General features: G+C 68.1%; 22 protein-coding genes. 18 read left to right on the forward strand and 4 right to left on the reverse strand.

Annotated elements, in window-relative coordinates; all coding sequences use genetic code 11:
* The first annotated feature begins 48 nt into the window (after positions 1-48).
* The 11 genes from AVE30378_RS10160 to AVE30378_RS10210 all read left to right on the forward strand — a co-directional run bounded on the left by AVE30378_RS10160 (position 49) and on the right by AVE30378_RS10210 (position 10,269).
* Positions 49-531, forward strand: a complete 483-nt coding sequence (locus AVE30378_RS10160) for a hypothetical protein (RefSeq protein WP_129240730.1) — start codon at positions 49-51, stop codon at positions 529-531.
* A 107-nt stretch (positions 532-638) separates the two neighbouring features.
* On the forward strand, positions 639-1,487 hold the full coding sequence (locus tag AVE30378_RS10165) for an HAD family hydrolase (RefSeq protein ID WP_129240731.1): 849 nt from the start codon (positions 639-641) through the stop codon (positions 1,485-1,487).
* A gap of 10 nt (positions 1,488-1,497) precedes the next feature.
* Positions 1,498-1,989 (forward strand): tRNA adenosine(34) deaminase TadA, encoded by a 492-nt coding sequence (tadA, locus tag AVE30378_RS10170; protein WP_129240837.1) that lies wholly within the window; start codon positions 1,498-1,500, stop codon positions 1,987-1,989.
* The gene (locus AVE30378_RS10175) at positions 1,986-3,008 is read left to right on the forward strand and encodes an LD-carboxypeptidase (protein WP_129240732.1); all 1,023 of its coding nucleotides are present in this window, start codon (positions 1,986-1,988) and stop codon (positions 3,006-3,008) included. Before tadA ends, AVE30378_RS10175 begins: the two co-directional genes overlap by 4 nt.
* 118 nt (positions 3,009-3,126) lie before the next feature.
* Positions 3,127-4,731, forward strand: a complete 1,605-nt coding sequence (locus tag AVE30378_RS10180; RefSeq protein ID WP_129240733.1) for an ABC-F family ATPase — start codon at positions 3,127-3,129, stop codon at positions 4,729-4,731.
* A gap of 153 nt (positions 4,732-4,884) precedes the next feature.
* Positions 4,885-6,111: an MFS transporter gene (locus AVE30378_RS10185; RefSeq protein WP_129240734.1), complete on the forward strand. Its 1,227-nt coding sequence runs from the start codon at positions 4,885-4,887 to the stop codon at positions 6,109-6,111.
* 104 nt (positions 6,112-6,215) lie between these two features.
* Positions 6,216-6,986 carry an ABC transporter ATP-binding protein gene (locus tag AVE30378_RS10190; RefSeq protein WP_129240735.1) on the forward strand — a complete coding sequence of 257 codons (771 nt, stop codon included), beginning with the start codon at positions 6,216-6,218 and terminating at the stop codon, positions 6,984-6,986.
* A 68-nt stretch (positions 6,987-7,054) separates the two neighbouring features.
* Positions 7,055-8,053 (forward strand): ABC transporter substrate-binding protein, encoded by a 999-nt coding sequence (locus tag AVE30378_RS10195; protein ID WP_129240736.1) that lies wholly within the window; start codon positions 7,055-7,057, stop codon positions 8,051-8,053.
* Positions 8,050-8,823 carry an ABC transporter permease gene (locus AVE30378_RS10200; protein WP_129240737.1) on the forward strand — a complete coding sequence of 258 codons (774 nt, stop codon included), beginning with the start codon at positions 8,050-8,052 and terminating at the stop codon, positions 8,821-8,823. The genes AVE30378_RS10195 and AVE30378_RS10200 overlap by 4 nt, the downstream gene beginning before the upstream one ends.
* A 7-nt stretch (positions 8,824-8,830) precedes the next feature.
* Positions 8,831-9,637, forward strand: coding sequence for a substrate-binding periplasmic protein (locus tag AVE30378_RS10205; protein WP_129240738.1), 807 nt, complete (start codon positions 8,831-8,833; stop codon positions 9,635-9,637).
* A gap of 47 nt (positions 9,638-9,684) precedes the next feature.
* On the forward strand, positions 9,685-10,269 hold the full coding sequence (locus AVE30378_RS10210) for an IMPACT family protein (RefSeq protein WP_129240739.1): 585 nt from the start codon (positions 9,685-9,687) through the stop codon (positions 10,267-10,269).
* Between the two features lie 349 nt (positions 10,270-10,618).
* Here the strand turns inward: AVE30378_RS10210 and AVE30378_RS10215 are convergent, their stop codons facing one another.
* From AVE30378_RS10215 to AVE30378_RS10225, 3 genes are all read right to left on the reverse strand, one after another.
* On the reverse strand, positions 10,619-10,993 hold the full coding sequence (locus AVE30378_RS10215) for a thioredoxin family protein (protein WP_129240740.1): 375 nt from the start codon (positions 10,991-10,993) through the stop codon (positions 10,619-10,621).
* A 145-nt stretch (positions 10,994-11,138) separates the two neighbouring features.
* On the reverse strand, positions 11,139-12,155 hold the full coding sequence (locus AVE30378_RS10220) for an LLM class flavin-dependent oxidoreductase (RefSeq protein ID WP_129240741.1): 1,017 nt from the start codon (positions 12,153-12,155) through the stop codon (positions 11,139-11,141).
* Between the two features lie 212 nt (positions 12,156-12,367).
* A complete protein-coding gene (locus AVE30378_RS10225; RefSeq protein WP_129240742.1) occupies positions 12,368-13,660 on the reverse strand; it encodes an NCS2 family permease in 1,293 nt (430 codons plus the stop codon).
* 75 nt (positions 13,661-13,735) lie between these two features.
* Between AVE30378_RS10225 and tsaD the strand changes: the two genes are divergently transcribed.
* Positions 13,736-14,767: a tRNA (adenosine(37)-N6)-threonylcarbamoyltransferase complex transferase subunit TsaD gene (tsaD, locus tag AVE30378_RS10230; protein WP_129240743.1), complete on the forward strand. Its 1,032-nt coding sequence runs from the start codon at positions 13,736-13,738 to the stop codon at positions 14,765-14,767.
* A gap of 27 nt (positions 14,768-14,794) precedes the next feature.
* Here the strand turns inward: tsaD and plsY are convergent, their stop codons facing one another.
* On the reverse strand, positions 14,795-15,433 hold the full coding sequence (gene plsY, locus AVE30378_RS10235) for a glycerol-3-phosphate 1-O-acyltransferase PlsY (RefSeq protein ID WP_129240744.1): 639 nt from the start codon (positions 15,431-15,433) through the stop codon (positions 14,795-14,797).
* A gap of 190 nt (positions 15,434-15,623) precedes the next feature.
* On the opposite strand from plsY, the gene surE reads away from it, so the two are divergent.
* The 6 genes from surE to AVE30378_RS10265 all read left to right on the forward strand — a co-directional run bounded on the left by surE (position 15,624) and on the right by AVE30378_RS10265 (position 20,665).
* The gene (gene surE / locus AVE30378_RS10240) at positions 15,624-16,382 is read left to right on the forward strand and encodes a 5'/3'-nucleotidase SurE (RefSeq protein ID WP_129240745.1); all 759 of its coding nucleotides are present in this window, start codon (positions 15,624-15,626) and stop codon (positions 16,380-16,382) included.
* Positions 16,367-17,191, forward strand: coding sequence for a protein-L-isoaspartate(D-aspartate) O-methyltransferase (locus AVE30378_RS10245; protein WP_165360143.1), 825 nt, complete (start codon positions 16,367-16,369; stop codon positions 17,189-17,191). Before surE ends, AVE30378_RS10245 begins: the two co-directional genes overlap by 16 nt.
* A 17-nt stretch (positions 17,192-17,208) precedes the next feature.
* Positions 17,209-18,060, forward strand: coding sequence for a peptidoglycan DD-metalloendopeptidase family protein (locus AVE30378_RS10250; protein ID WP_129240746.1), 852 nt, complete (start codon positions 17,209-17,211; stop codon positions 18,058-18,060).
* Positions 18,057-18,836, forward strand: a complete 780-nt coding sequence (locus AVE30378_RS10255) for a 3'-5' exonuclease (RefSeq protein WP_129240747.1) — start codon at positions 18,057-18,059, stop codon at positions 18,834-18,836. Before AVE30378_RS10250 ends, AVE30378_RS10255 begins: the two co-directional genes overlap by 4 nt.
* A 167-nt stretch (positions 18,837-19,003) precedes the next feature.
* Positions 19,004-19,609, forward strand: coding sequence for a hypothetical protein (locus AVE30378_RS10260; RefSeq protein ID WP_129240748.1), 606 nt, complete (start codon positions 19,004-19,006; stop codon positions 19,607-19,609).
* A 303-nt stretch (positions 19,610-19,912) separates the two neighbouring features.
* On the forward strand, positions 19,913-20,665 hold the full coding sequence (locus AVE30378_RS10265; protein WP_129240749.1) for a TorF family putative porin: 753 nt from the start codon (positions 19,913-19,915) through the stop codon (positions 20,663-20,665).
* Positions 20,666-20,741 lie beyond the last annotated feature (76 nt).

A 20,741-nucleotide genomic window follows, 5' to 3' on the forward strand; every position in this document is an offset into this window, starting at 1 on the left:
CCTCCGGGCCGCGCCGCTCTGGTGCAATCGCTATTGAAGGAGCTGGCCATGAATACACGACCCATGCACACCAAACGCCTTGCGGCGACGCTTTGCGCGGCAGGCCTGATGCTGGCCGCGGGAGCGGTCCACGCGGCTGATGCGACCGGCCGCGGCACAGGCCAATCCCAGTACCAGCAGGACGTGGCGGCCTGCAAGAGCGGCGCCACCGGGCAGGATCAGGCCGCGTGCATACGCGAAGCCGGCGCGGCCCAACAGGAAGCCCGGCGCCAGAACCTGAAGGAAGGCAGCACCGACCAGTACCAGCAGAACATGATCGACCGCTGCAACCGCCTGCCGGCGGCCTCGCGCCAGGACTGCGTCACCCAGATGACCTCGCCCACCAACGTGCGCGGCAGCGTGCAGGGCGGCGGCGTCCTGCGCGAAACGGTGATCCAGGTGCCGGCGGATTCGGTTCCGCCCGCTTCCGGCGTCCCGGGCGCGGCTCCTCCGCCCGCCAGCGGCAGCACGAGCGCGCCGATCCGCCAATAGGGGCGGGGCAGAGGAGGGCCGGAACCGCGCGTTCCCGGCCTTCCGGGGCGCGGGCGCCGCCACATTCAGGCAAAATGGCGGCTGTCGCCCCTTTTTCACGCACATTCATGTCCGACGTCATCGCCCTGGTTTTCGATTTCGACGACACGCTGGCCTCGGACAGCACGTCCGGCTTCCTGGAGAGCATCGGGGTGGACACGGCGTCCTTCTGGAAGGACGAGGTCGACCCGCTGCTGTCGCAGCAGGACTGGGACCCCGTGCCCGCCTATCTGTACCAGATGATCCGGCTTTCCCAGGAGGGCGGGCACGGGCTCATCACGCAACAGCGCCTGAAAGACTGGGGCGCCCGCCTGGAACTGCACGACGGCGTGCCCACGCTGTTCCAGCGCCTGCGCGCCGCCGTTAGGGCCGAGCAGCCGCAAGTGCAACTGGAGTTCTACCTGATTTCCAGCGGTATCGGCGACGTGGTCCGCTCCACGCCCATCGCGCATGAATTCACCGAAATCTGGGCGTCCGAATTCGTCTACGGCGCGGACGGCGGCATCGAGTTCCCGCGCCGCATCGTCAGCTTTACCGACAAGACGCGCTATCTGTTCCACATCCAGAAAGGCATCATCGGCCGCGACTTCCGCAACAAGCCCTTCGAGGTCAACCGCAAGGTCCCCGAAGACCGCCTGCGCGTGCCGTTCGACCAGATGGTGTTCGTCGGCGACGGCTACACGGACATTCCCTGCTTTTCGCTGATCCGCCGCGCCGGCGGCTATGCCTTCGGCGTCTGGGACCCGAAACACCGCGACAAGCGCAGCCGGGCGTGGGGCTTCATCGAAGAGGGCCGGGTGTCGAACCTGAACCAGGCCCGCTACGACGAACAGGCCGAACTCTACCAATGGCTGGAAGAGGCCGTGACCAGCCTGGCCGGCCGCATCGCATTGAAGTCCCGGGTGTACCGTGGTTGAGGCGGACGCCCTGGCGGCGGTCCCGCCCTGGACCGCGCAGGACGCCGGCTTCATGACCCTGGCGCTGGAAGAGGCCCGGGCCGCCTACGACCTCGGCGAGGTCCCCGTGGGCGCGCTGGTGGTGTCGGCGCAGGGCGACATCCTGGGCCGCGGCTACAACCGCACCATCATCGACCACGACCCCACCGCCCACGCCGAGATCGTGGCCTTGCGCCATGCCGCCCGGGCGCTCGAAAACTACCGGCTGCCCGGCATCACCGTGTACGTCACGCTGGAGCCATGCGTCATGTGCATCGGCGCCATGCTGCACGCGCGGCTGTCCCGCGTCGTGTTCGGGGCCTACGACCCCAAGACCGGCGCCTGCGGCAGCGTGCTGGACGTGGGCTCGGTTCCCAAACTCAATCATCACACTTCAGTCACCGGCGGCGTGCTGGCGGAACCTTGCGGCGAACTGCTGCGCCGGTTCTTCCGCGAGCGCCGCAGCAAGGAATCCATCGCATGAGCACCCCCAAAGCCGCCAAGCCGCGCGGCGCCAAAGCCGCCGCCGGCCACGATCACGGCCATGATCACGGCCACGAATGCAGCGACGACTGCGGGCATGACCACGGCCACGCCCACGCGCTGCCCGACGCGCGCGGCATCTACCTGATCTCGCCCTCGTCCGCGGTGCGCGATCCGGCCACCGTCGACCTGGCGCGCGAACGCCTGCAGCGCCAGGGGTTCAAGACGGCCGTGGACCGCACCGCGTTCGCCGAGCACCAGCGCTTCGCCGGCACCGACGCCCAGCGCCTGGCCAGCCTGACGCGGGCCGCCAAACAGAAGCTGCCGATCGTGATGGTGACCCGCGGCGGCTACGGCATGGGCCGCCTGCTGCCCGCCATCGACTGGAAGGCCATGGCCGACAGCGGCAAGCGCTTCGTGGGCATGAGCGACTTCACCGCCTTCAACCTGGGCCTCCTGGCGCAGACCGGCGCGGTCAGCTATACCGGCGCCAGCGCCGTCGCCGATTTCGGCGGCAAGAAGGTCGACGACCTGACCGAAGCCCTGTTCGGCGAAGTGATGCGCGGCGAACTGGAAATCCTCAGCTTCGAGACCCAGGACGCCGATCCGGTGGACTGCCGCGGCATTCTCTGGGGCGGCAACCTGGCCATGCTGACTTCGCTGGTGGGCACGCCCTACATGCCCAAGGTGCGCGGCGGCATCCTGTTCCTGGAAGACGTGGCGGAGCATCCCTACCGCATCGAGCGCATGCTGATCCAGCTATACCAGGCCGGCATCCTGGGCCGGCAGAAGGCCATCGTGCTGGGCCGTTTCTCCGACTACAAACTGGCCCCCCACGACAAGGGCTACGACCTGCACGAAGCGGTGGCCTGGCTGCGTCGGACCGTCAAGGTGCCGGTGGTGACGGGGCTGCCCTATGGCCACGTGGCCACCAAGGCCACGCTGCCGATCGGCCAGAAAGTGGGCCTGGCCACCGAGCCGGGGCTGGCGCACCTGGTGCTGGACGAGCACCACCACTGAGCCACTCGGGCCGGGGCGGCCCGCGGCGTGGCGGCGGCGGTCTTGGTACACTATCGGGTTTCTCCGGGCGCTCGCGGGCGCCCGGGGACGTCAAAACCAAGATCCCAGCCAAAACACCGTGATATCCACTGCCAATCTCACCATCCAGTTCGGACCCAAGCCCCTTTTCGAGAACGTCAGCGTCAAGTTCGGGGAAGGCAACCGCTATGGGTTGATCGGGGCCAATGGGTCCGGCAAGTCGACATTCATGAAAATCATCGGCGGCGACCTCGAGCCGTCGGGCGGCAACGTGTCGCTGGAACCGGGCGTGCGCCTGGGCAAGCTGCGCCAGGATCAATTCGCGTTCGAAGACCTGCGCGTGCTGGACGTGGTCATGATGGGCCACACCGAGATGTGGGCCGCCATGTCCGAGCGCGACGCCATCTACGCGAACCCGGAAGCGACCGAAGACGACTACATGCGCGCGGCCGACCTGGAAGCCAAGTTCGCCGAATACGACGGCTACACCGCCGAAGCCCGCGCCGGCGAACTGCTGCTGGGCCTGGAAATCGCCGTCGACCAGCACAACCTGCCCATGCGCGAAGTCGCGCCGGGCTGGAAGCTGCGCGTGCTGCTGGCGCAGGCGCTGTTCTCGAATCCCGACGTCCTGCTGCTGGACGAGCCCACCAACAACCTGGATATCAACACCATCCGCTGGCTGGAGAACGTGCTCAACAGCTACCAGAGCACGATGATCATCATCAGCCACGACCGCCACTTCCTGAACCAGGTGTGCACGCACATGGCCGACGTGGACTACGGCGAAATCCGCATTTACGCCGGCAACTACGACGACTACATGCTGGCCTCCACCCAGGCCCGCGAACGCCTGGTGTCCAACAACGCCAAGGCCAAGGAACGCGTCGCCGAACTGCAGGACTTCGTCCGCCGCTTCGCCGCCAACAAGTCCAAGTCGCGCCAGGCCACCTCGCGCCTGAAGCAGATCGACCGCATCAAGGCCGACCAGGTCGTGGTCAAGCCTTCGTCGCGCCAGAACCCGTACATCCGCTTCGAGCAGAACAAGGTCATGCACCGCCTGGCGGTCACGGTCGAAAACCTGTCCAAGGCCTACGACGCGCCCGTCATCCGCAATTTCTCGGCCATGGTCGACGCCGGCGAAAAGATCGCCATCATCGGCGCGAACGGCGTGGGCAAGACCACCTTGCTGCGCCTGCTGGCCACGGAACTGGCGTCGGACTCGGGTTCGGTGAAGTGGTCCGACAACGCCGACCTGGGCTACATGGCCCAGGACGTCTCGGATCAATTCCTGCAAACGGACATCAACCTGCTGGACTGGATGGGCGAACATCGCCAGCCGGGCGACGACGACCAGTCGATCCGCTCGGTGCTGGGCCGCCTGCTGTTCTCGGCGGACGACCTGCCCAAGGCGCCCAAGGTGCTGTCGGGCGGCGAAAAGAACCGCATGACCTTCGGCCGCCTGATGCTGGGCCGCCACAACGTCATGCTGCTCGACGAACCCACCAACCACCTGGACATGGAATCGATCGAGTCGCTGCAGTTCGCGCTGGAAAAGTACGAAGGCACGCTGGTCTTCGTGTCGCACGACCGCGAATTCGTCTCCGGCCTGGCCACCCGCGTGATCGAAATCCTGCCCTCGGGCGAGATCGTCGACTACCGCGGCACCTACGACGACTACCTGACTTCGCGCGGCATCGACGCCTGAGGTCCGGGCTTGCGCGGCCAGGCGCCATGAGGGTGTCCGGCCGCGCGGTTCACGGCGCCTGGCCGCCGCGTTCAGCCTGTTGCAAACCTGATTGAGCTATCATCAGGGTAAACCCTGGTGCCGCTTCGGCCAGGTATCTCTTCAGTCTCCCTCATGTCCCCCACCTCGCAAGCCGCGCCCGATGGCGCGCAGATCGGCGCGTTCACGCTGACGCTCCGCATCGTTTCCATCGCTTTCTTCACGTTCATCTGCTATCTGGCCATCGGCCTGCCGCTGGCCGTGCTGCCCGGCTACGTGCACGGCCAGCTCGGCTACGGTTCGGTGCTGGCCGGCCTGGCGATCAGCGTGCAGTACGCGGCCACCTTGCTCAGCCGCTCGCACGCCGGCCGCATGGCGGACACGGTCGGCCCGAAGCAGACCGTGGTGATCGGCATGGCCGCCTGCGCCGCCAGCGGGGTGTTCCTGCTGCTGGCCTACGCCTTCGAGCGCAGCGCCTGGCTCAGTCTGGCGGCGATCATCGCCAGCCGGCTGGCGCTGGGCTTCGGCGAAAGCTGGGTGGGCACGGGTTCGGCCACCTGGGCCATCGCCCGCGTGGGCCCGCTGCATACCGCCCGGGTCATTTCCTGGAACGGCATCTGCACGTACGGCGGCCTGGCGCTGGGCGCGCCGCTGGGCGTGTACCTGGAAAAGGAATGGAGCATGGGCGCACTGGGCGGCGCGGTGCTGCTGCTGGGCCTGGCGGGCCTGGGGATGGCGGTCTCTCGGGCGGCGGTCGCCATCGTGGGCGGGCACCGCATGGCGTTCAAGAGCGTGGTGCTGCGCGTCTTCCCGCACGGCATGGCGCTGGGCCTGGGATCGGTGGGCTTCGGCACGCTGGCGGCATTCGTGGCGCTGTACTACGCCAGCTCGTCCTGGGACGGGGCGGCGCACGCGCTGAGCGCCTTCGGCTGCGCCTTCATCGGCGTGCGCCTGCTGTTCGCGGGCACCATCGCGCGCTTCGGCGGCTTCCGCGTGGCGCAGGTGTCCTTCCTGGTGGAGGCGGCCGGTCTGCTGCTGCTGTGGCTGGCGCCCAATCCCGGCGCGGCGCTGCTGGGCGCCGCGCTGACGGGCTGCGGCTTCGCCCTGGTGTTCCCGGCCATCGGCGTCGAGGCCGTGGCGCGCGTGCCCGCGGGCAGCCGGGGCGCGGCGCTGGGGGCGTATTCCGCCTTCCTGGACCTGGCGCTGGGCGTCACCGGCCCCATCGCCGGCTATATTTCGAGCGGCTTCGGCTATCCGGCCATCTTCCTGGCGGCCGCCATGTCGGTGCTGACCGGGTTCCTGATCGCCTTCGGATTGCAGCGGCACGCCGTCCGCGCGGTGCCGGCGGCCCCGGGGGCGTGATCTTTATTACTAAAAGAAGTTAAGACATTCAATATTGATCGTTTGGATTCATATAACGAATTGTTAGATTTGAGGCTCGTTTCCACGCGCGCCACGATCCGTTCATGAACCTTACTTTCGACCACGTCCACAAGCACTTCGGCGACCTGCCCGTGGTGGATGACTTTGCCAGCGAAATCAAGACCGGCGAACTGGTCGCCCTGGTCGGCCCGTCGGGCTGCGGCAAGTCCACCTTGCTGCATCTGGCCGCCGGCCTGGAAAAATCCACCCAGGGCACCGTGCTCGCCGACGGCCAGGCCGTCTCCGGCCCGCACCCCAGCCGCACCCTGGTGTTCCAGGAACATGCGCTGTACCCCTGGCTGACGCTGCTGGACAACGTGGCGCTGGCGCTGGAATTCCAGAACACGCCCAAGGCCCGCGCCCGCGAGGCCGCTCGCCAGTGGCTGGCGCGCGTCAGCCTGGAAGGATTCGAACACTATTATCCCCACCAGGTCTCGGGCGGCATGCGGCAACGCGCCGCGCTGGCCCGGGCGTTCGTCGCGCAGCCGCAGACGCTGCTCATGGACGAACCCTTCGGCGCGCTGGACGCGCTGACCCGCTTGAGCCTGCAGGACGTGCTGCGCCAATTGATCGCCCAGGAAAAGCCCACCGTGCTGCTCGTGACCCACGACGTGGACGAAGCCCTGTTCCTGGCCGACCGCATCATCGTATTCAGCCCGCGTCCCGCGCGCGTGCTGCGCGAGTTCAACCTGGCGCACCACGAAAAGACCCACGACCTGTCCGGCCTGGCGGCCGAGAAGCGCGAGATCCTGCGCCTGCTCGGCATCGCGGTGGACGGGGCGGGCGAACACGCCGACCTGGCGCTGGCCGCCTGACGCCTGACCCGGATTCTTCCCCGCGGCGCATTCGCGCCGCCGATCCCCGATTCCCTGGAGCTCCTCTCATGAAACTGAAGCAATGGCTGTCCCTGCCGCTGGCCGCGGCGCTGCTGGCAGCGGCCCCCGCGATGGCCGCCGAGAAATTCCGCGTGGGCTACCTGCGCGTGATGGACGACGCGCAGGCCATCGTCGCCCAGGAGGGCGGCTACTACAAAAAGGCCGGCCTGGATTCCGAACTGATCGAATTCAAGTCGGGCACCGACCTGATCAAGGCCATCGTGGGCGGCCAGTTGGACATCGGCGTGCTGGGCTTCACCAACGCCGTGGCCTGGGCCTCCAAGGGCGCCGACCTGAAGGTGGTGGGCGGCGCGCAGCAGGGCTACCATTCGCTGATCGTGCGCGACGACTCCGGCATCAAGGACATCGCCGGCCTGAAGGGCAAGACGCTGGCTTCCCAGGCCGAAGGCAGCACGGCCGACGTGGTGCTGAAGGGCGTGGTGCTCAAGCAGGGCAACCTGGGCGCCGACGACGTCAACGTGATGGGTGTGAGCCCGGCGGTGGCGGTGCAGTCGCTGGTGGGCAAGCGCGTGGACGCCGCCTTCCTGTTCGAACCCTACGACCGCATCGCGCAACTGATCGCGCCGGTCAAGCAGATCTACGAAGTGGGCCAGGCCTGGCCGTTCCCGTGCATGGTCGTGATCACCTCGGGCGAAACGCTGGCCAAGCGCAAGGACGACGTCTGGAAGGCGCTGGACGCGCAGAACCAGGCCATCGAACTGCTGCAGAAAGAACCCGCGCAGGCCTCCAAGCTGATCGCCTCCTATTTCATCGCGGAGCCCACGCTCAAGACCCTGACCCGCGGCGAGCTGCCGCGTGAAACGGTGATCACCGAAGCCATCGGCACGCAGGTCTTCACGCCCAAGCTGACCGACAAGGACACCCGCCGCATGCAGGAAATCGCCGACATCCTGCAGGCCCAGGGTTCGCTGAAGACGCGCGACGGCAAGCCGTACGACGTGTCCAGCATCGTCGACCTGTCCTGGCAAGAGGCTCGCAAGCTTTGAGCGCATCCACCCGAGTGACCGGCGCCCGCAAGCATTTCGCGGGCGTTTTGGGCGTACTGTTCATCCTGGCGCTGTGGCAGTTGGCGTCGTTCGCGCTGCCGGACTTCCTCATGCCGGGCGTGCCGACCGTGGTCGAGCGCCTGTTCGAGGACCTGGGCAAGCAATCCTTCCACCAGAGCCTGCTGGGCACGCTGGGGCGGCTGGGCGCGGGCTACGGCCTGGCGCTGGCCGCCGGTATCGGCTTCGGGCTGGTGGCGGCGGTGCTGTTCTTCTTCCGCGAAGTTCTGCGCAGCGCCATCGTCATCCTGCAATCGATCCCGTCGATCGCCTGGGTGCCCCTGTTCCTGATCGTGATGGGGTTCGGCAATACGCCCATCATCGTGGTGGTGGCGCTGTCCGCGTTCTTCCCGGCCGCGCTCAGCGTGATGAACGCCACGGAATCCGTGCAGCGCGTGCACGTGGCGGCGGCGCGCGTCATGGGCGCCACGCCCTGGGGCCTGGTCAAGCGCGTGTACCTGCCGGCCGTCATGCCCGAACTCATCACCGGCGCGCAACTGGCGTTCGGCAATGCCTGGCGCGCGCTGATCTCGGCGGAAATGCTGATCGGCTTCGGCAAGGGCCTGGGCCGCTCGCTGGCCTACTCGGGCGAGATCGCCGACATGACCGGCGTCATGACCAATATCCTGGTCATCGCGGTGCTGGCGGCGCTGATCGACCAGTTCGTGCTTGAGAACCTCAAGCACCGCCTGTTGCGCTACCAGTACGTCTGAGGCCCGCATGATCCGCCATCTCCGCCTGTTCGTCCTTGGCGCCTGCCTGGCGGCGGGCGCCGCTGCGCAGGCGCAGGCCGGGCCGTTCGCGGCGGCGCGCGAGCGCGGGGAACTGGTGGTGGGGGTGCCGTACCTGGCGCCGCCGCCCGAAGCCGGCGCCAAGATCCGCACGCCGGACGGCCTGGACGCCGCCATGGCCGACAGGCTGGGGCAGAGCCTGGGCCTGCCGGTGCGCCTGCGCCAGCTACCGCCGGAGCAGGCCTCGGCCGCGCTGGCGGCCGGCGAGGTGGACCTGGCGCTGGCCGACGACACCGCCGGCCAGCCGGCCTCGGTCGCCGTCCAGCCCACCGGCTACGCCGCGCGCCCCAAGGCCGTGATCCGCAGCGACACGCGCCTGCGCCGGCCGGCCGACGCGCGCGGCCGCAGCGTCTGCATGGCCGAGGCCGCGACCGCGTCGCGGGCCCTGGCGCAGAGCTGGGGCGCCGTCGTGCGCACCTACCGCGTGCCGTCCGATGCGCTGGTCGCGGTGCGCGAAGGTAGCTGCGACATCGGCCTGGTGGACGACGCGGTCTGGGATCCCCTGATCCGTTTTCCGGAATGGAAGAAATTCTCGTCCACGCTGGCCGCCGACGGCGCCAGGCGCGAACGGGTATGGCTGCTGCCCGCGGACGATTCGGCCAGCCGCGACTGGCTGGGCCAGGAGATGAGAGCCTGGGACCGCGCCGGCGCCTGGAAGGCCATGACGGCCAAATGGGCGCGCGACGTCGCCTTCGACGTGTACCTGGACCAGGAAGTCCCCGACTGCCACGGCTAGGGCCGGACGGCGCCGGGCTCCCGGGGCCTGCACTTACAATGCCGGGCATGACGCACACGTTGACCGCTCCCTGTTCCTACCAGGAAGACATCAAGAAAAGCCGCTTTGCCGCTTACGCGACGCCGGTGTCGACGGTGGAGGAAGCCATGAGTTTCTTCGCCGAGCGCGGCGATCCGGAGGCCACCCACAACTGCTGGGCCTACCGCATCGGGCAGGAATACCGCTTCAACGACGACGGCGAGCCCGGCGGCACGGCGGGCCGCCCGATCCTGCAAGCCATCGAAGGGCAGGACATGGACCGGGTGGCCGTGCTGGTGGTGCGCTGGTTCGGCGGCGTGAAGCTCGGGGCGGGCGGACTGGTGCGCGCCTACGGAGGCTGCGCGGCGAATTGCCTGCGGCTGGGGGAGCGGACCGAGATCGTCGATCTCGCCACTGTTGCCTGCACCTGCGGATTCGCGGAACTGCCGCTGCTGAAGTCGCGGCTGGCGCAGGCGGGCGCCGCGATCCTGCAGGAAGATTTCAATGCGGAAGGGGCGGCGCTGCGCTTCACGGTGCCGCGCGCGGCGGTCGCCGAACTGGCCGTGACCGTGGCCAACATCACGCGCGGCCGCGCGGGCTGGGAGGTGACGTAAATTCTACGCCGATGCCTCCCAATGCAGGTGTCTGACACCCCTGAAACACTGGTGCAAGCTGAAGCTTGCCTCCTCGGGTGTCAGACACCCATGGCAAGGCGAGGTGTCTGACACCCCTGAAATGCCCGAGCAAGCCGAAGCTCGTCTCCTCGGGTGTCAGACACCCATGGCAAGGCAAGGTGTCTGACACCCCTGAAATGCTGGTGCAAGCTGAAGCTTGTCTCCCCGGGTGTCAGACACCCCGGGGATTGTGTTTGGCATCGGCCGGAAAACAAGCGATTTCGGCCGCATGGGTTTCGCGCGCTGGATACCTGAGTTCTTTCTTAAGAACTCTCGCGCTCCACCCATCCTACGCATCCTGCCCGTTTTGCGCCGCGGCGATTTCCTTGTGGACCTGTTCCATGTCCACTTCCTTGATCTTGGTGAGCAGTTCGTTCAGTTGGCCGGCCGACAGGGCGCCGGGCTGCGAGAACAGCAGGACCTTTTCGCGGAAGACCATCAGCGTCGGGATCGAGCGGATGCCCAGCGCGCCGGCCAGTTCCTGTTCGACGTCGGTGTTCACCTTGGCGAACGTGACGTCCGGATGCTCGGTGGCGGCCTGTTCGAAGACCGGCGCGAAGCCGCGGCAGGGGCCGCACCAGGGCGCCCAGAAGTCGACGATCAGGGTTCCGTCGGGCGTGATGGCGTCCTGGAAGCTGTCTTTGGTGAGTTCAACGGTACTCATTTCGAATCCTTGCCGCATCAACGGCGAAATAGCGGTGTCTGATCAGGCGGCGCGGCGGCGTTCCGCGCCCCTCTTTGGGCCATAGTAGAGCGGGTGGCCGCCGTGTCGCAATGGTTGGCGCCGGGGCGGGCGCGATAGGCGGCGTTCAGGCCGCGGCCGGGGCGGGGGCGCCGTTCTTCAGCGACGCGACGATCTCGAAGGAGCGCAGGCGGTCGGCGATGTCGTAGAAATCCGAGACGATCATGACTTCGTCGGCTTCGGTTTCGGCGACCAGGGCCTCCAGTTCGCGCCGGACGGTATCCGGGCCGCCGACGATGGCGGCGCCCAGTCTTTGATTGACCGCTTCGCGCTCCCATTCGTTCCACAGCCCGTCCATGCTGTCCACGGGCGGCTGCAATTGCAGCCGGTTGCCCCGCACCAGCGACAGGAACTTCAGTTGCTGGGTGGTGGCCTGGCGCCGGGCCTCGGCGTCGGATTCCGCCGCCACGACCGGCACGCCGATCATGGCGTAGGGACGGGCCAGCGTCGCCGAAGGCTTGAACAGGTGGCGGTACAGGCGCATCGCCGCCATGCCCTCGGGCGAGAAGTGCCCGGCGAACGAGAACGGCAGGCCCAGCTCGGCCGCCAGGCGGGCGCTGAAATCGCTGGAGCCCAGCAACCAGATGGGGATGTCCAGGCCTTCGCCGGGAATGGCGCGCACCGGCTGGCCGGGGCGGGAGGGCGCCAGGAAACCGCGCAGTTCTTCCACCAGCGCCGGGAATTCCAGCCCGCTGCGCGGACCGCGGCGCAGGGCGTGCTGCGTGGCGCCGTCGCTGCCGGGCGCGCGGCCCAGGCCCAGGTCGATGCGGCCCGGGTACAGGGTTTCCAGCGTGCCGAACTGTTCGGCGATGATCAGCGGGGCGTGGTTGGGCAGCATGACGCCGCCCGATCCCACCCGCAGGCTGCGGGTATGGGACGCCACGTGCCCGATCAGCACGGCGGTGGCGCTGCTGGCCACGCCGTTGATGTTGTGGTGTTCGGCCAGCCAGAAGCGCTTGTATCCCAGGCGCTCGACGTGCTGCGCCACCGCCACCGTGTTGCGGAAGGCGTCGGCGGCGTCGCGGCCCTGCACAATCGGGGCCAGGTCGAGGACGGAAAAGGGGATGCGGGCCAGGCTGCTCATGCGGAAACCTCCGTGCTCGCGGCGGGACAGGACAGGGCGGGGATAGGGCGGGTAAGGCGCAAGGCGGACTCCATATACCGTGATACATGGGGAGTGTATCGGCGAAATCAACCGGGGCCGCCAGCAACCTTATGCGCTGGCGGGTTGTATTGTCTGCGGCTATGTCCCCGATTGACGACGCCAATCGCGGCCGGCGGCCTTCCCGTTGCCGGTCAGCCCGGGAAGAAGGCGTAGCGGATCACGAACAGGGCGGCGACCAGCCAGGTGGCCGGATGCACGTCGCGGATCTTGCCGGTGGCGGTCTTCAGCACGACGTAGCTGATGAAGCCGAAGGCGATCCCGTTGGCGATCGAATACGTGAACGGCATGACCAGCGCGGTCAGCGCGGCCGGCGTGGCCTCGCAGACGTCGTTCCAGTCGATGTCGATCAATTCGCGCATCATCAGGCCGGCCACGTAGAGCAGGGCGGGCGCGGTGGCGTAGGCGGGCACGGCGCCGGCCAGCGGCGAGATGAACAGCGCGGCCAGGAACAGCAGCGCGACGACCAGCGCCGTCATGCCGGTGCGGCCGCCGGCCTGCACGCCGGAGGCGCTTTCCACGTAGGCCGTGGTGCTGCTGGTGCCCAGCATCGAGCCGGCCACGATGGCGGTGCTGTCGGCGAACAGCGCGCGGCCCAGGCGGTTCGGCCGGTTCTCGGGCATCAGGCCCGCGCGCCGGGCCACGCCCACCAGCGTGCCGGTGGCGTCGAACACTTCGACCAGCACGAACACCAGGATCACGTGCACGAAGCCGCTGTGCAGGGCGCCCAGGATGTCCAGCTTGAACAGTGTGGGCGACAGGCTCGGCGGCGCGGCGAAGATGCCCTTGAATTCGTTGTAGCCCAGCGCCATGGACAGCAGGGTGACCGCGACGATGCCGATCAGGATCGCGCCGCGCACGCGCAGCGCGTCCAGCGCCGCGATGATGAAAAAGCCCAGGATGGCGAAGAGCGGGCCGGGCTTGGTCAGGTCGCCCAGCGTGACCTTGGTCGCGGGATGCGCGACCACGATATCGGCGTTGGACAGCGCGATAATGGCTAGGAACAGGCCGATGCCCGCGGCGATGGCGCTGCGCAGGGAATGCGGGATGCCCTTGACCAGCCATACCCGGATGCCCGAGATCGTCAGGAACAGGAAGATCACGCCCGAGATGAACACGGCGCCCAGCGCCTGCTCCCAGGTGTAGCCCATGGTCTTGACGACGGTGAACGCGAAAAAGGCGTTCAGGCCCATGCCCGGCGCCATGCCGATGGGCCAGTTGGCGATCAGCGCCATCACCAGCGAACCCAGCGCGGCGGCCAGGCAGGTGGCGACGAACACCGCGTCGCGGTCCATGCCCGTCGACGACAGGATGTCCGGATTGACGAAGATGATGTACGACATCGTCAGGAATGTCGTCAGGCCGGCCACGAGTTCCGTACGCGCGGTCGTGCCGTGTTCACGCAGCTTGAATAGCTTCTCCAGCATTCGAGTCCCCAGTATCCCAGTATGTTTGCAGGCTTGCGGGTTGTTATTTTCGCATCAGTTGTAAACTCTGCCGCCATGATCATTCTCGGCTTTGAAAGCTCCTGCGACGAAACCGGCGTCGCGGCCGTCTGTACGGAACGGGGCCTGCTCGCGCACGCGCTGCACACCCAGATCGCCATGCACCAGGAATACGGGGGCGTGGTGCCGGAACTCGCCTCGCGCGACCACATCCGCCGCGTCGTGCCGCTGGCCCGCCAGGTCCTCGACGAAGCGGGCCTGCAGATGTCCGACATCGGCGCGGTCGCCTACACGGCCGGCCCCGGCCTGGCTGGCGCCCTGCTGGTGGGCGCCAGCGTCGCGCAATCGTTCGCCTGGGCCCGCCATCTGCCGGCCATCGGCATCCACCACCTGGAAGGCCATCTGCTGTCGCCGATGCTGGCGGACCCGCGGCCGGACTTCCCCTTCGTGGCGCTGCTGGTGTCCGGCGGCCACACGCAACTGATGCGTGTGGACGGCGTGGGCCGCTACGAACTGCTGGGCGAAACGCTGGACGACGCCGCGGGCGAGGCCTTCGACAAATCCGCCAAGCTGATGGGCCTGGGCTACCCCGGCGGCCCGGCGCTGGCCAGGCTGGCCGGCAGCGGCGACGCGGCGCGCTTCGAGCTGCCGCGCCCCATGCTGCACAGCGGCGACCTGGATTTCAGCTTCAGCGGCCTGAAAACGGCCGTCCTGACCCGGGTCAAGGCCGCCGAGGCGGCCGGCGGCCTGGACGAACAGACCCGCGCCGACCTGGCGGCGGCCACGCAGGCCGCCATCGTCGAGGTGCTGGCCGCCAAGGCGATCCGCGCGCTGAAACAGACGGGTTTGAAGCGGCTGGTGGTGGCGGGGGGCGTGGGCGCCAACCAGCTATTGCGCGCCAAGCTGGACGCCGCGCTCAGGCCGCTGAAGGCGCGCGCCTATTTCCCGCCGCTGGAACTGTGCACCGACAACGGCGCCATGATCGCCTTCGCGGCCGCGGAGCGGGTCAAGGCGGGCCTGGCGACCCTGGACCCGGACGCGCACGGCTTTACGGTAAAACCGCGCTGGGACCTGGCGGATATCGCCTGAACGGCGATGGCCCGCGGGTCTGCCGGCCTACTTCTTCTTCCCGCCGATCCTGCTTTCCGTGCCCTGGAGCAGGCGCACGATGTTGGCCCGGTGGCGGTAGAACAGCAGGATCCCGATGATGGCCAGCGCCACGCCCATGGCGGGCTGCGCGTACCAGGCCAGGCCCGAGCCGAATACGTAGTACACGGGCGCGAAGAACGCGGCCACGAGCGAGGCCAGCGACGAATAACGGAAGAAGATGGCGACGATCAGCCAGGTGGCCGCCGTGGCGACCGCCAGCCAGGGCTGGATCGCCACCAGCACGCCCAGTGCCGTGGCCACGCCCTTGCCGCCCTTGAAACCCAGGAAAACGGGGTACAGATGCCCCAGGAAAGCGGCCAGCGCCACTGCCGCCAGCGCGCCGGCGGGGATGCCGGGGGCGAGTTTTTCGGCCAGCCAGACCGCGAACCATCCCTTGGCCGCATCGCCCAGCAGGGTCAGCGCGGCGGCGGTCTTGTTGCCGGTGCGCAGCACGTTGGTGGCGCCCGGGTTCTTGGAACCGTAGCTGCGGGGGTCCTGCAGGCCCATGAGCTTGCTGACCACCACGGCGAAGGGGACGGAGCCGATCAGGTAGGCCAGCAGGATGAGCGCAACGTTGAACGCCAGGGAGGGTGCGGTTATCGCCATGGAAAGGGAGTCCGTTATTGTCGTAATGGTGTCGTAATCGCTGCGGATTCTACCGCGCTCCGCGCCGGGGCCGGCTACGGGTTATCGAGCGGGGCGCGGGTGGCGGCCCGCAACGCCGTCATCCGGATGGCGGCCGCGGACGGTACAATCCGACACGTCCATCAGTGTCTTATTTTCTTTCGGATGCATAATGCGAATTCTGGTTTCGAACGATGATGGTTACTCGGCCCCTGGGCTCGAAGCGCTGGTCGCGGCGCTGCAAGGGCTGGGCGATCTCACCGTCGTCGCGCCCGAGACCAACCACAGCGGCGCGTCCAATTCCCTGACGCTGAACCGCCCCTTGTCGGTGCGCACCGCGTCCAACGGCTTCATCGCCGTGAACGGCACGCCGTCGGACTGCGTGCACGTGGCCCTCACCGGGCTCATGGACGCGCGCCCGGACCTGGTCGTGTCCGGCATCAACAACGGCGCCAACATGGGGGATGACACCCTGTACTCGGGCACCGTGGCCGCCGCCAGCGAAGGCTACCTGTTCGGCATTCCCGCCATCGCCTTCTCGCTCGCCGAGAAAGGCTGGGAGCACATCGATTCCGCCGCGCGCGCCGCGCGCCTGGTCGTCGAACGCCATCTGGCGCAGCCCCTGGCCGCGCCGGTGCTGCTGAACGTCAACATCCCCAGCCGCCGCTTCGAAGACATGCACGGTTTCGCGGTCACGCGCCTGGGCAAGCGCCATCCCTCGCAGCCGGTGGTGCGCACCACCACGCCCTACGGCGATACGGTGTACTGGATCGGTCCCGTGGGCCTGGCGGCCGACGCCGCGCCGGGCACGGACTTCCATGCAGTCGAACAGGGCACGGTGTCCGTCACGCCGCTGCGGCTGGATCTCACCCAGCACAGCCAGCTCGACGAGATCCGTGCCTGGGCGGAGCCGCTATGCGCAAACGCATAAGCCAGCCGGACGTGTCGCAGGCCGTGCCCGGGCGCACCGGCCCGGTCCGCTACGACTCGGGCCGGCTCAGCCCCGGCGTCACGCCGGCCAATAGCAACACCCGCATCTCCGCCGCCACGCTGCAGCGGCAGACCCAGGCGCCGGCGCCCGCGTCCGGCGGCAACCTGGGCCTGAATTCCGACCGCCTGCGCCAGGCGATGGTGGAACGACTGCGCGCGCAGGGCATCAACGACGAACGCGTGCTCGCCGCCATGGGCGCGGTGCCGCGCCACCTGTTCGTGGACGAGGCGCTGGCCAGCCGCGCCTACGAAGACGCGGCGCTGCCCATCGGCCACTCGCAGACCATTTCCCAGCCCTGGGTGGTGGCGCGCATGATCGCGGCGGTGTGCGAAGACCGCGCGCCCACCCGCGTGCTGGAAGTCGGCGCGGGCTGCGGATACCAGGCCGCCGTGCTGGCGCAGTTCGTGCGCGAGGTGCATTCCATCGAACGCATCCGCGGGCTGTACGAACTGGCGCGCGAGCATTTGCGCGCCTTGCGGCTGACCACGCGGATCCGGCTGATATACGGCGACGGCATGCTGGGCCTGCCCGGCGTGGCGCCGTTCGATGCTATCGTTGTGGCTGCCGCTGGCCTCGCCATCCCGCAAGCACTGCTCTCGCAGCTTGCGCCGGGTGGCCGCCTGATCGCTCCTGAAGGGGGCGCCAACCAGCGCCTGGTTCTGATCGAACGCACAGGCGCGGCCAGTTGGAAACGTACTGAACTAGAGGCCGTGCGCTTTGTGCCGCTACGGGCCGGAATACAATCTTGAGCAAACAGGAGAAACGTATGCTCAACGGGCAGTTGCAACTGACCGATATCGCTCTGGGCGCGTCCGCGACGCGCCTGCGCCGCCCGCTCTTCGTCGCGGGGGCGCTCAGCCTGGCCATCCTGGCCGGCTGCGCATCCAAAGGTACCCGCGCTCCGGTGGTCGACATGACCGGCGGGCAATCCTCGCCTTCGGCACAGCCCGGCGGCACCTATGTGGTCAAGCCGGGCGACACGCTGTACAAGATCGCCCGCGCCAACAACGTCGACATCGAGAACGTCAAGCGCTGGAACAACCTCAGCGACCCCAACCAGATTTCCGTCGGGCAGGTGCTGAAGATGTCCGGCAGCGCGGGCGGCGGCGCGCAGACCGCGCCGGTCGGCGGCGCCAAGCCGCAGCCGCGTCCGCTGGATCAACCCGAAACCGCGGCGCCGCCGCCTGAAACCACGCCGACCCCGGCGCCCGCCCCGGTCGAGACCAAGCCCGCCACGCGCGCGGCGGACGCCGGCGTCATCAATTGGACCTGGCCGGCCAATGGGCAGATCGTGCAGGGCTTCAACGCCAGCAGCAAGGGCATCGACATCGCCGGCGCGCTGGGCGACCCGATCACCGCCGCGGCGGACGGGCTCGTCAAGTACAGCGGCAATGGCGTGCGCGGCCTGGGCAACCTGATCATCGTCGAACACCAGAACGGTTTCATCACCGCCTACGCGCACAACCGCGCGGTGCTGGTGAAGACCGGCCAGACCGTCAAGCGCGGCGCCAAGATCGCCGAACTGGGCCAGAGCGACACCACGTCGCCGCGCCTGCACTTCGAAATCCGCCGCCAGGGCACGCCGGTGGATCCCATGCAATACCTGCCCCCGAAATGACGCCCACCCTGGTATTCGACCTGGAAACCATCCCCGACGCCGACGGGCTGCGCAAGCTCAACGGCTGGGGGGCCGAGGTCTCCGACCAGGAAGTGGTCGAACGCGCGCTGACGGCGCGCCGCGAGGCCGTGGGCCACGATTTCCTGCCGCTGCACCTGCACAAAGTGGCGGTGGTGGGCTGCGTGTTCCGCGACGACCAGGGCTTCCGCGTCAAGACGCTGGGCCAGCCCGACGATCCCGAGGCCGCCTTGCTGGCGGGCTTCTTCAAGACCATCGAGCGCTACACGCCCAAGCTCGTGAGCTGGAATGGCTCGGGCTTCGACCTGCCGGTGCTGCATTACCGCAGCCTGATCCAGGGCGTGCCCGCGCCGCGCTACTGGGACATGGGCGAGGAAGACCGCGACTTCAAGTTCAACAACTACATTTCGCGCTACCACTCCCGCCACCTGGACCTGATGGACCTGCTGGCCAAGTACAACGGCCGCGCCAACGCGCCGCTGGACGAATTGGCCAAGCTTTGCGGCTTTCCCGGCAAGCTGGGCATGGACGGCAGCAAGGTGTGGGAAGCCTGGAGCCAGGGCCGCGCCGACGAAGTGCGGGCCTATTGCGAAACGGACGTGGTCAACACCTGGCTGGTGTATTGCCGCTTCCGTTTCCTGCGCGGCGAACTCGACCGCACCGCCTACGAGGCGGAAATCGCGCTGGTGCGCGATACCCTGAGCGCCAGCGACGCGCCGCACTGGAAGGAATACATGGCTGCCTGGGACGCCGCCTGAGCGGCCCGCGCGGGCAATGCGCGCAGTGAAAGACGGGGCCCGCGCGGCCCCGTCTTCGCGTCTCCGCCAGGCGCAATCGACTGAAACATGGCTTGCGCGGACGAAACCCGGATGAAACGGGCCCGATCGCACAATGGTCTCGCTTTCTTCACTCACAGGAGACCTTCATGTCCCGATTCGCTATCCGCTCCAATTTGGCCGCTCTTGCTTTTGTCGCCGCGACGGGCGGCCTGGTGGCCGGCACCGTTATGGCTGCTCCTCCTCCTCCGGCCGACGGCGGCCCCGCCGCCATGCACGAACGCCATCACGGCGGCGGTTTCCACAAAGGCATGCGCGACGGCCTGTTCATCCCCGGCCTGGGGCCCGTTTCCAAGGCGCAGGTCGCCGAACTGAAGCTCGACGACAAGCAGCAGGCGCTGTTCAAGACCGCCCAGGACGGCCAGCGCAGCCTGCATGAAGCGATGCGCGCTTCCGGCGGCAAGCGCCATGACCTGCTGAAGGCGCAACTGGACAGCGGCAAGCTGGATCCGCACGCGCTGGTCGAGCAATCCGAGAAATCGCGCGAGGCCTTCGGCTCGCAGGCCAAGCAGGTCCGCGGCCAGTGGCTGGCGGTCTGGGACAGCCTGAACGACACCCAGCGCGGCCAGGTGACCAAGATGCTCAAGGACCGCGAAGCCAGGATGCAGGAACGCCACGCCAAGATGGAAGCACGCCACGGCAAGGGCAGGGGCCCCGCCGATGCCGCGCCGCCCGCCGCGCCGGCAGCCAAGTAAGCGCCGCGGCCGGCCGCCAGGCCGGCCGTCCACCCGGACCCCGGACACGCCCGCGCGTGCCGGGGTTTTTTTTCGCCGAATGCTCCAGCATGGCGCGCGCTCCCCATTTTGACGCACGGGACGGGCCCGGCGGCCCGCGCCTGCACGTTCCTGGTGCGTCCCGCGCCCGGCATGCGCCCGCCGCGGGCTGGCACGGACATTGCTTCATGGATAGGGAACCGGTCACGAATACCGTAGAGCCGGCCCGATGGATGCGCCTCAGGCCGTCCGCCTCCTCGTTAAATCCGATCAGGACTCCGCACCATGAAGAAGACGCTGCCCGCCTTGCCTTTTGTGCTTGCCGTTTGTTTCGCCGCGTCGGCGCAGGCCGAACCCACCGACCTGGGGGGCGGCTTTTCGCTCAGCGGCAATGCCACCATCGCCAGCGACTATCGCTTCCGCGGCTATTCGCAGACCGACTTCCGGCCCGCCGCGCAACTGGGCTTCGACCTGACCCACAGCTCCGGCTTCTACCTGGGCAACTGGAACTCCAACGTTTCCGACTTCGTGTTCACCGACGGCAACCTGGAAATGGACTTCTACGGCGGCTGGAAGGGCGACGTCGGCGGCGGCTTCGCGCTGGACGCCGGCGTGCTGCATTACTACTACCCGGGTTCCAGCTCTCCGAAGGGCGGCAACTACAACAACACCGACCTGTACCTGGGCGTCTCCTACGACAGCTACAGCCTCAAGTATTCCTACACGCCCAGCGACTTCTTCAGCACGCCCGACAGCAAGGGCACCTGGTACCTGGACGGCACGGCCAACTTCGACCTGGGCGACGGCTGGGGCGTGGTCGGCCACCTGGGCTACCAGAAGCTCAAGAACCAGGTCAACATGGACGGCGACTCCATCGGCCATTACGTCGATTACAAGGTCGGCGTGACCAAGGACCTGAAGGGCTGGATCCTGGGCCTGGCCGCGGTGGGGGCCACCAAGGACAACTGGCTGCCCACCAAGTACGGCCACCCCTCGGGCCGCCTGGGCGCGGTCTTCTCCGTGTCGCGTTCCTTCTGACGCGGTTTGCGCGGCCGGGGCGCCTCCCGGCCGCCGGCGGCCCGCCGCGGGCCATTTCCGGGATTGGCCGCAGTCC

It is taken from the genome of Achromobacter veterisilvae (genome assembly GCF_900496975.1).
In the GTDB taxonomy this organism is placed as follows: Bacteria; Pseudomonadota; Gammaproteobacteria; order Burkholderiales; family Burkholderiaceae_B; genus Achromobacter; species Achromobacter veterisilvae.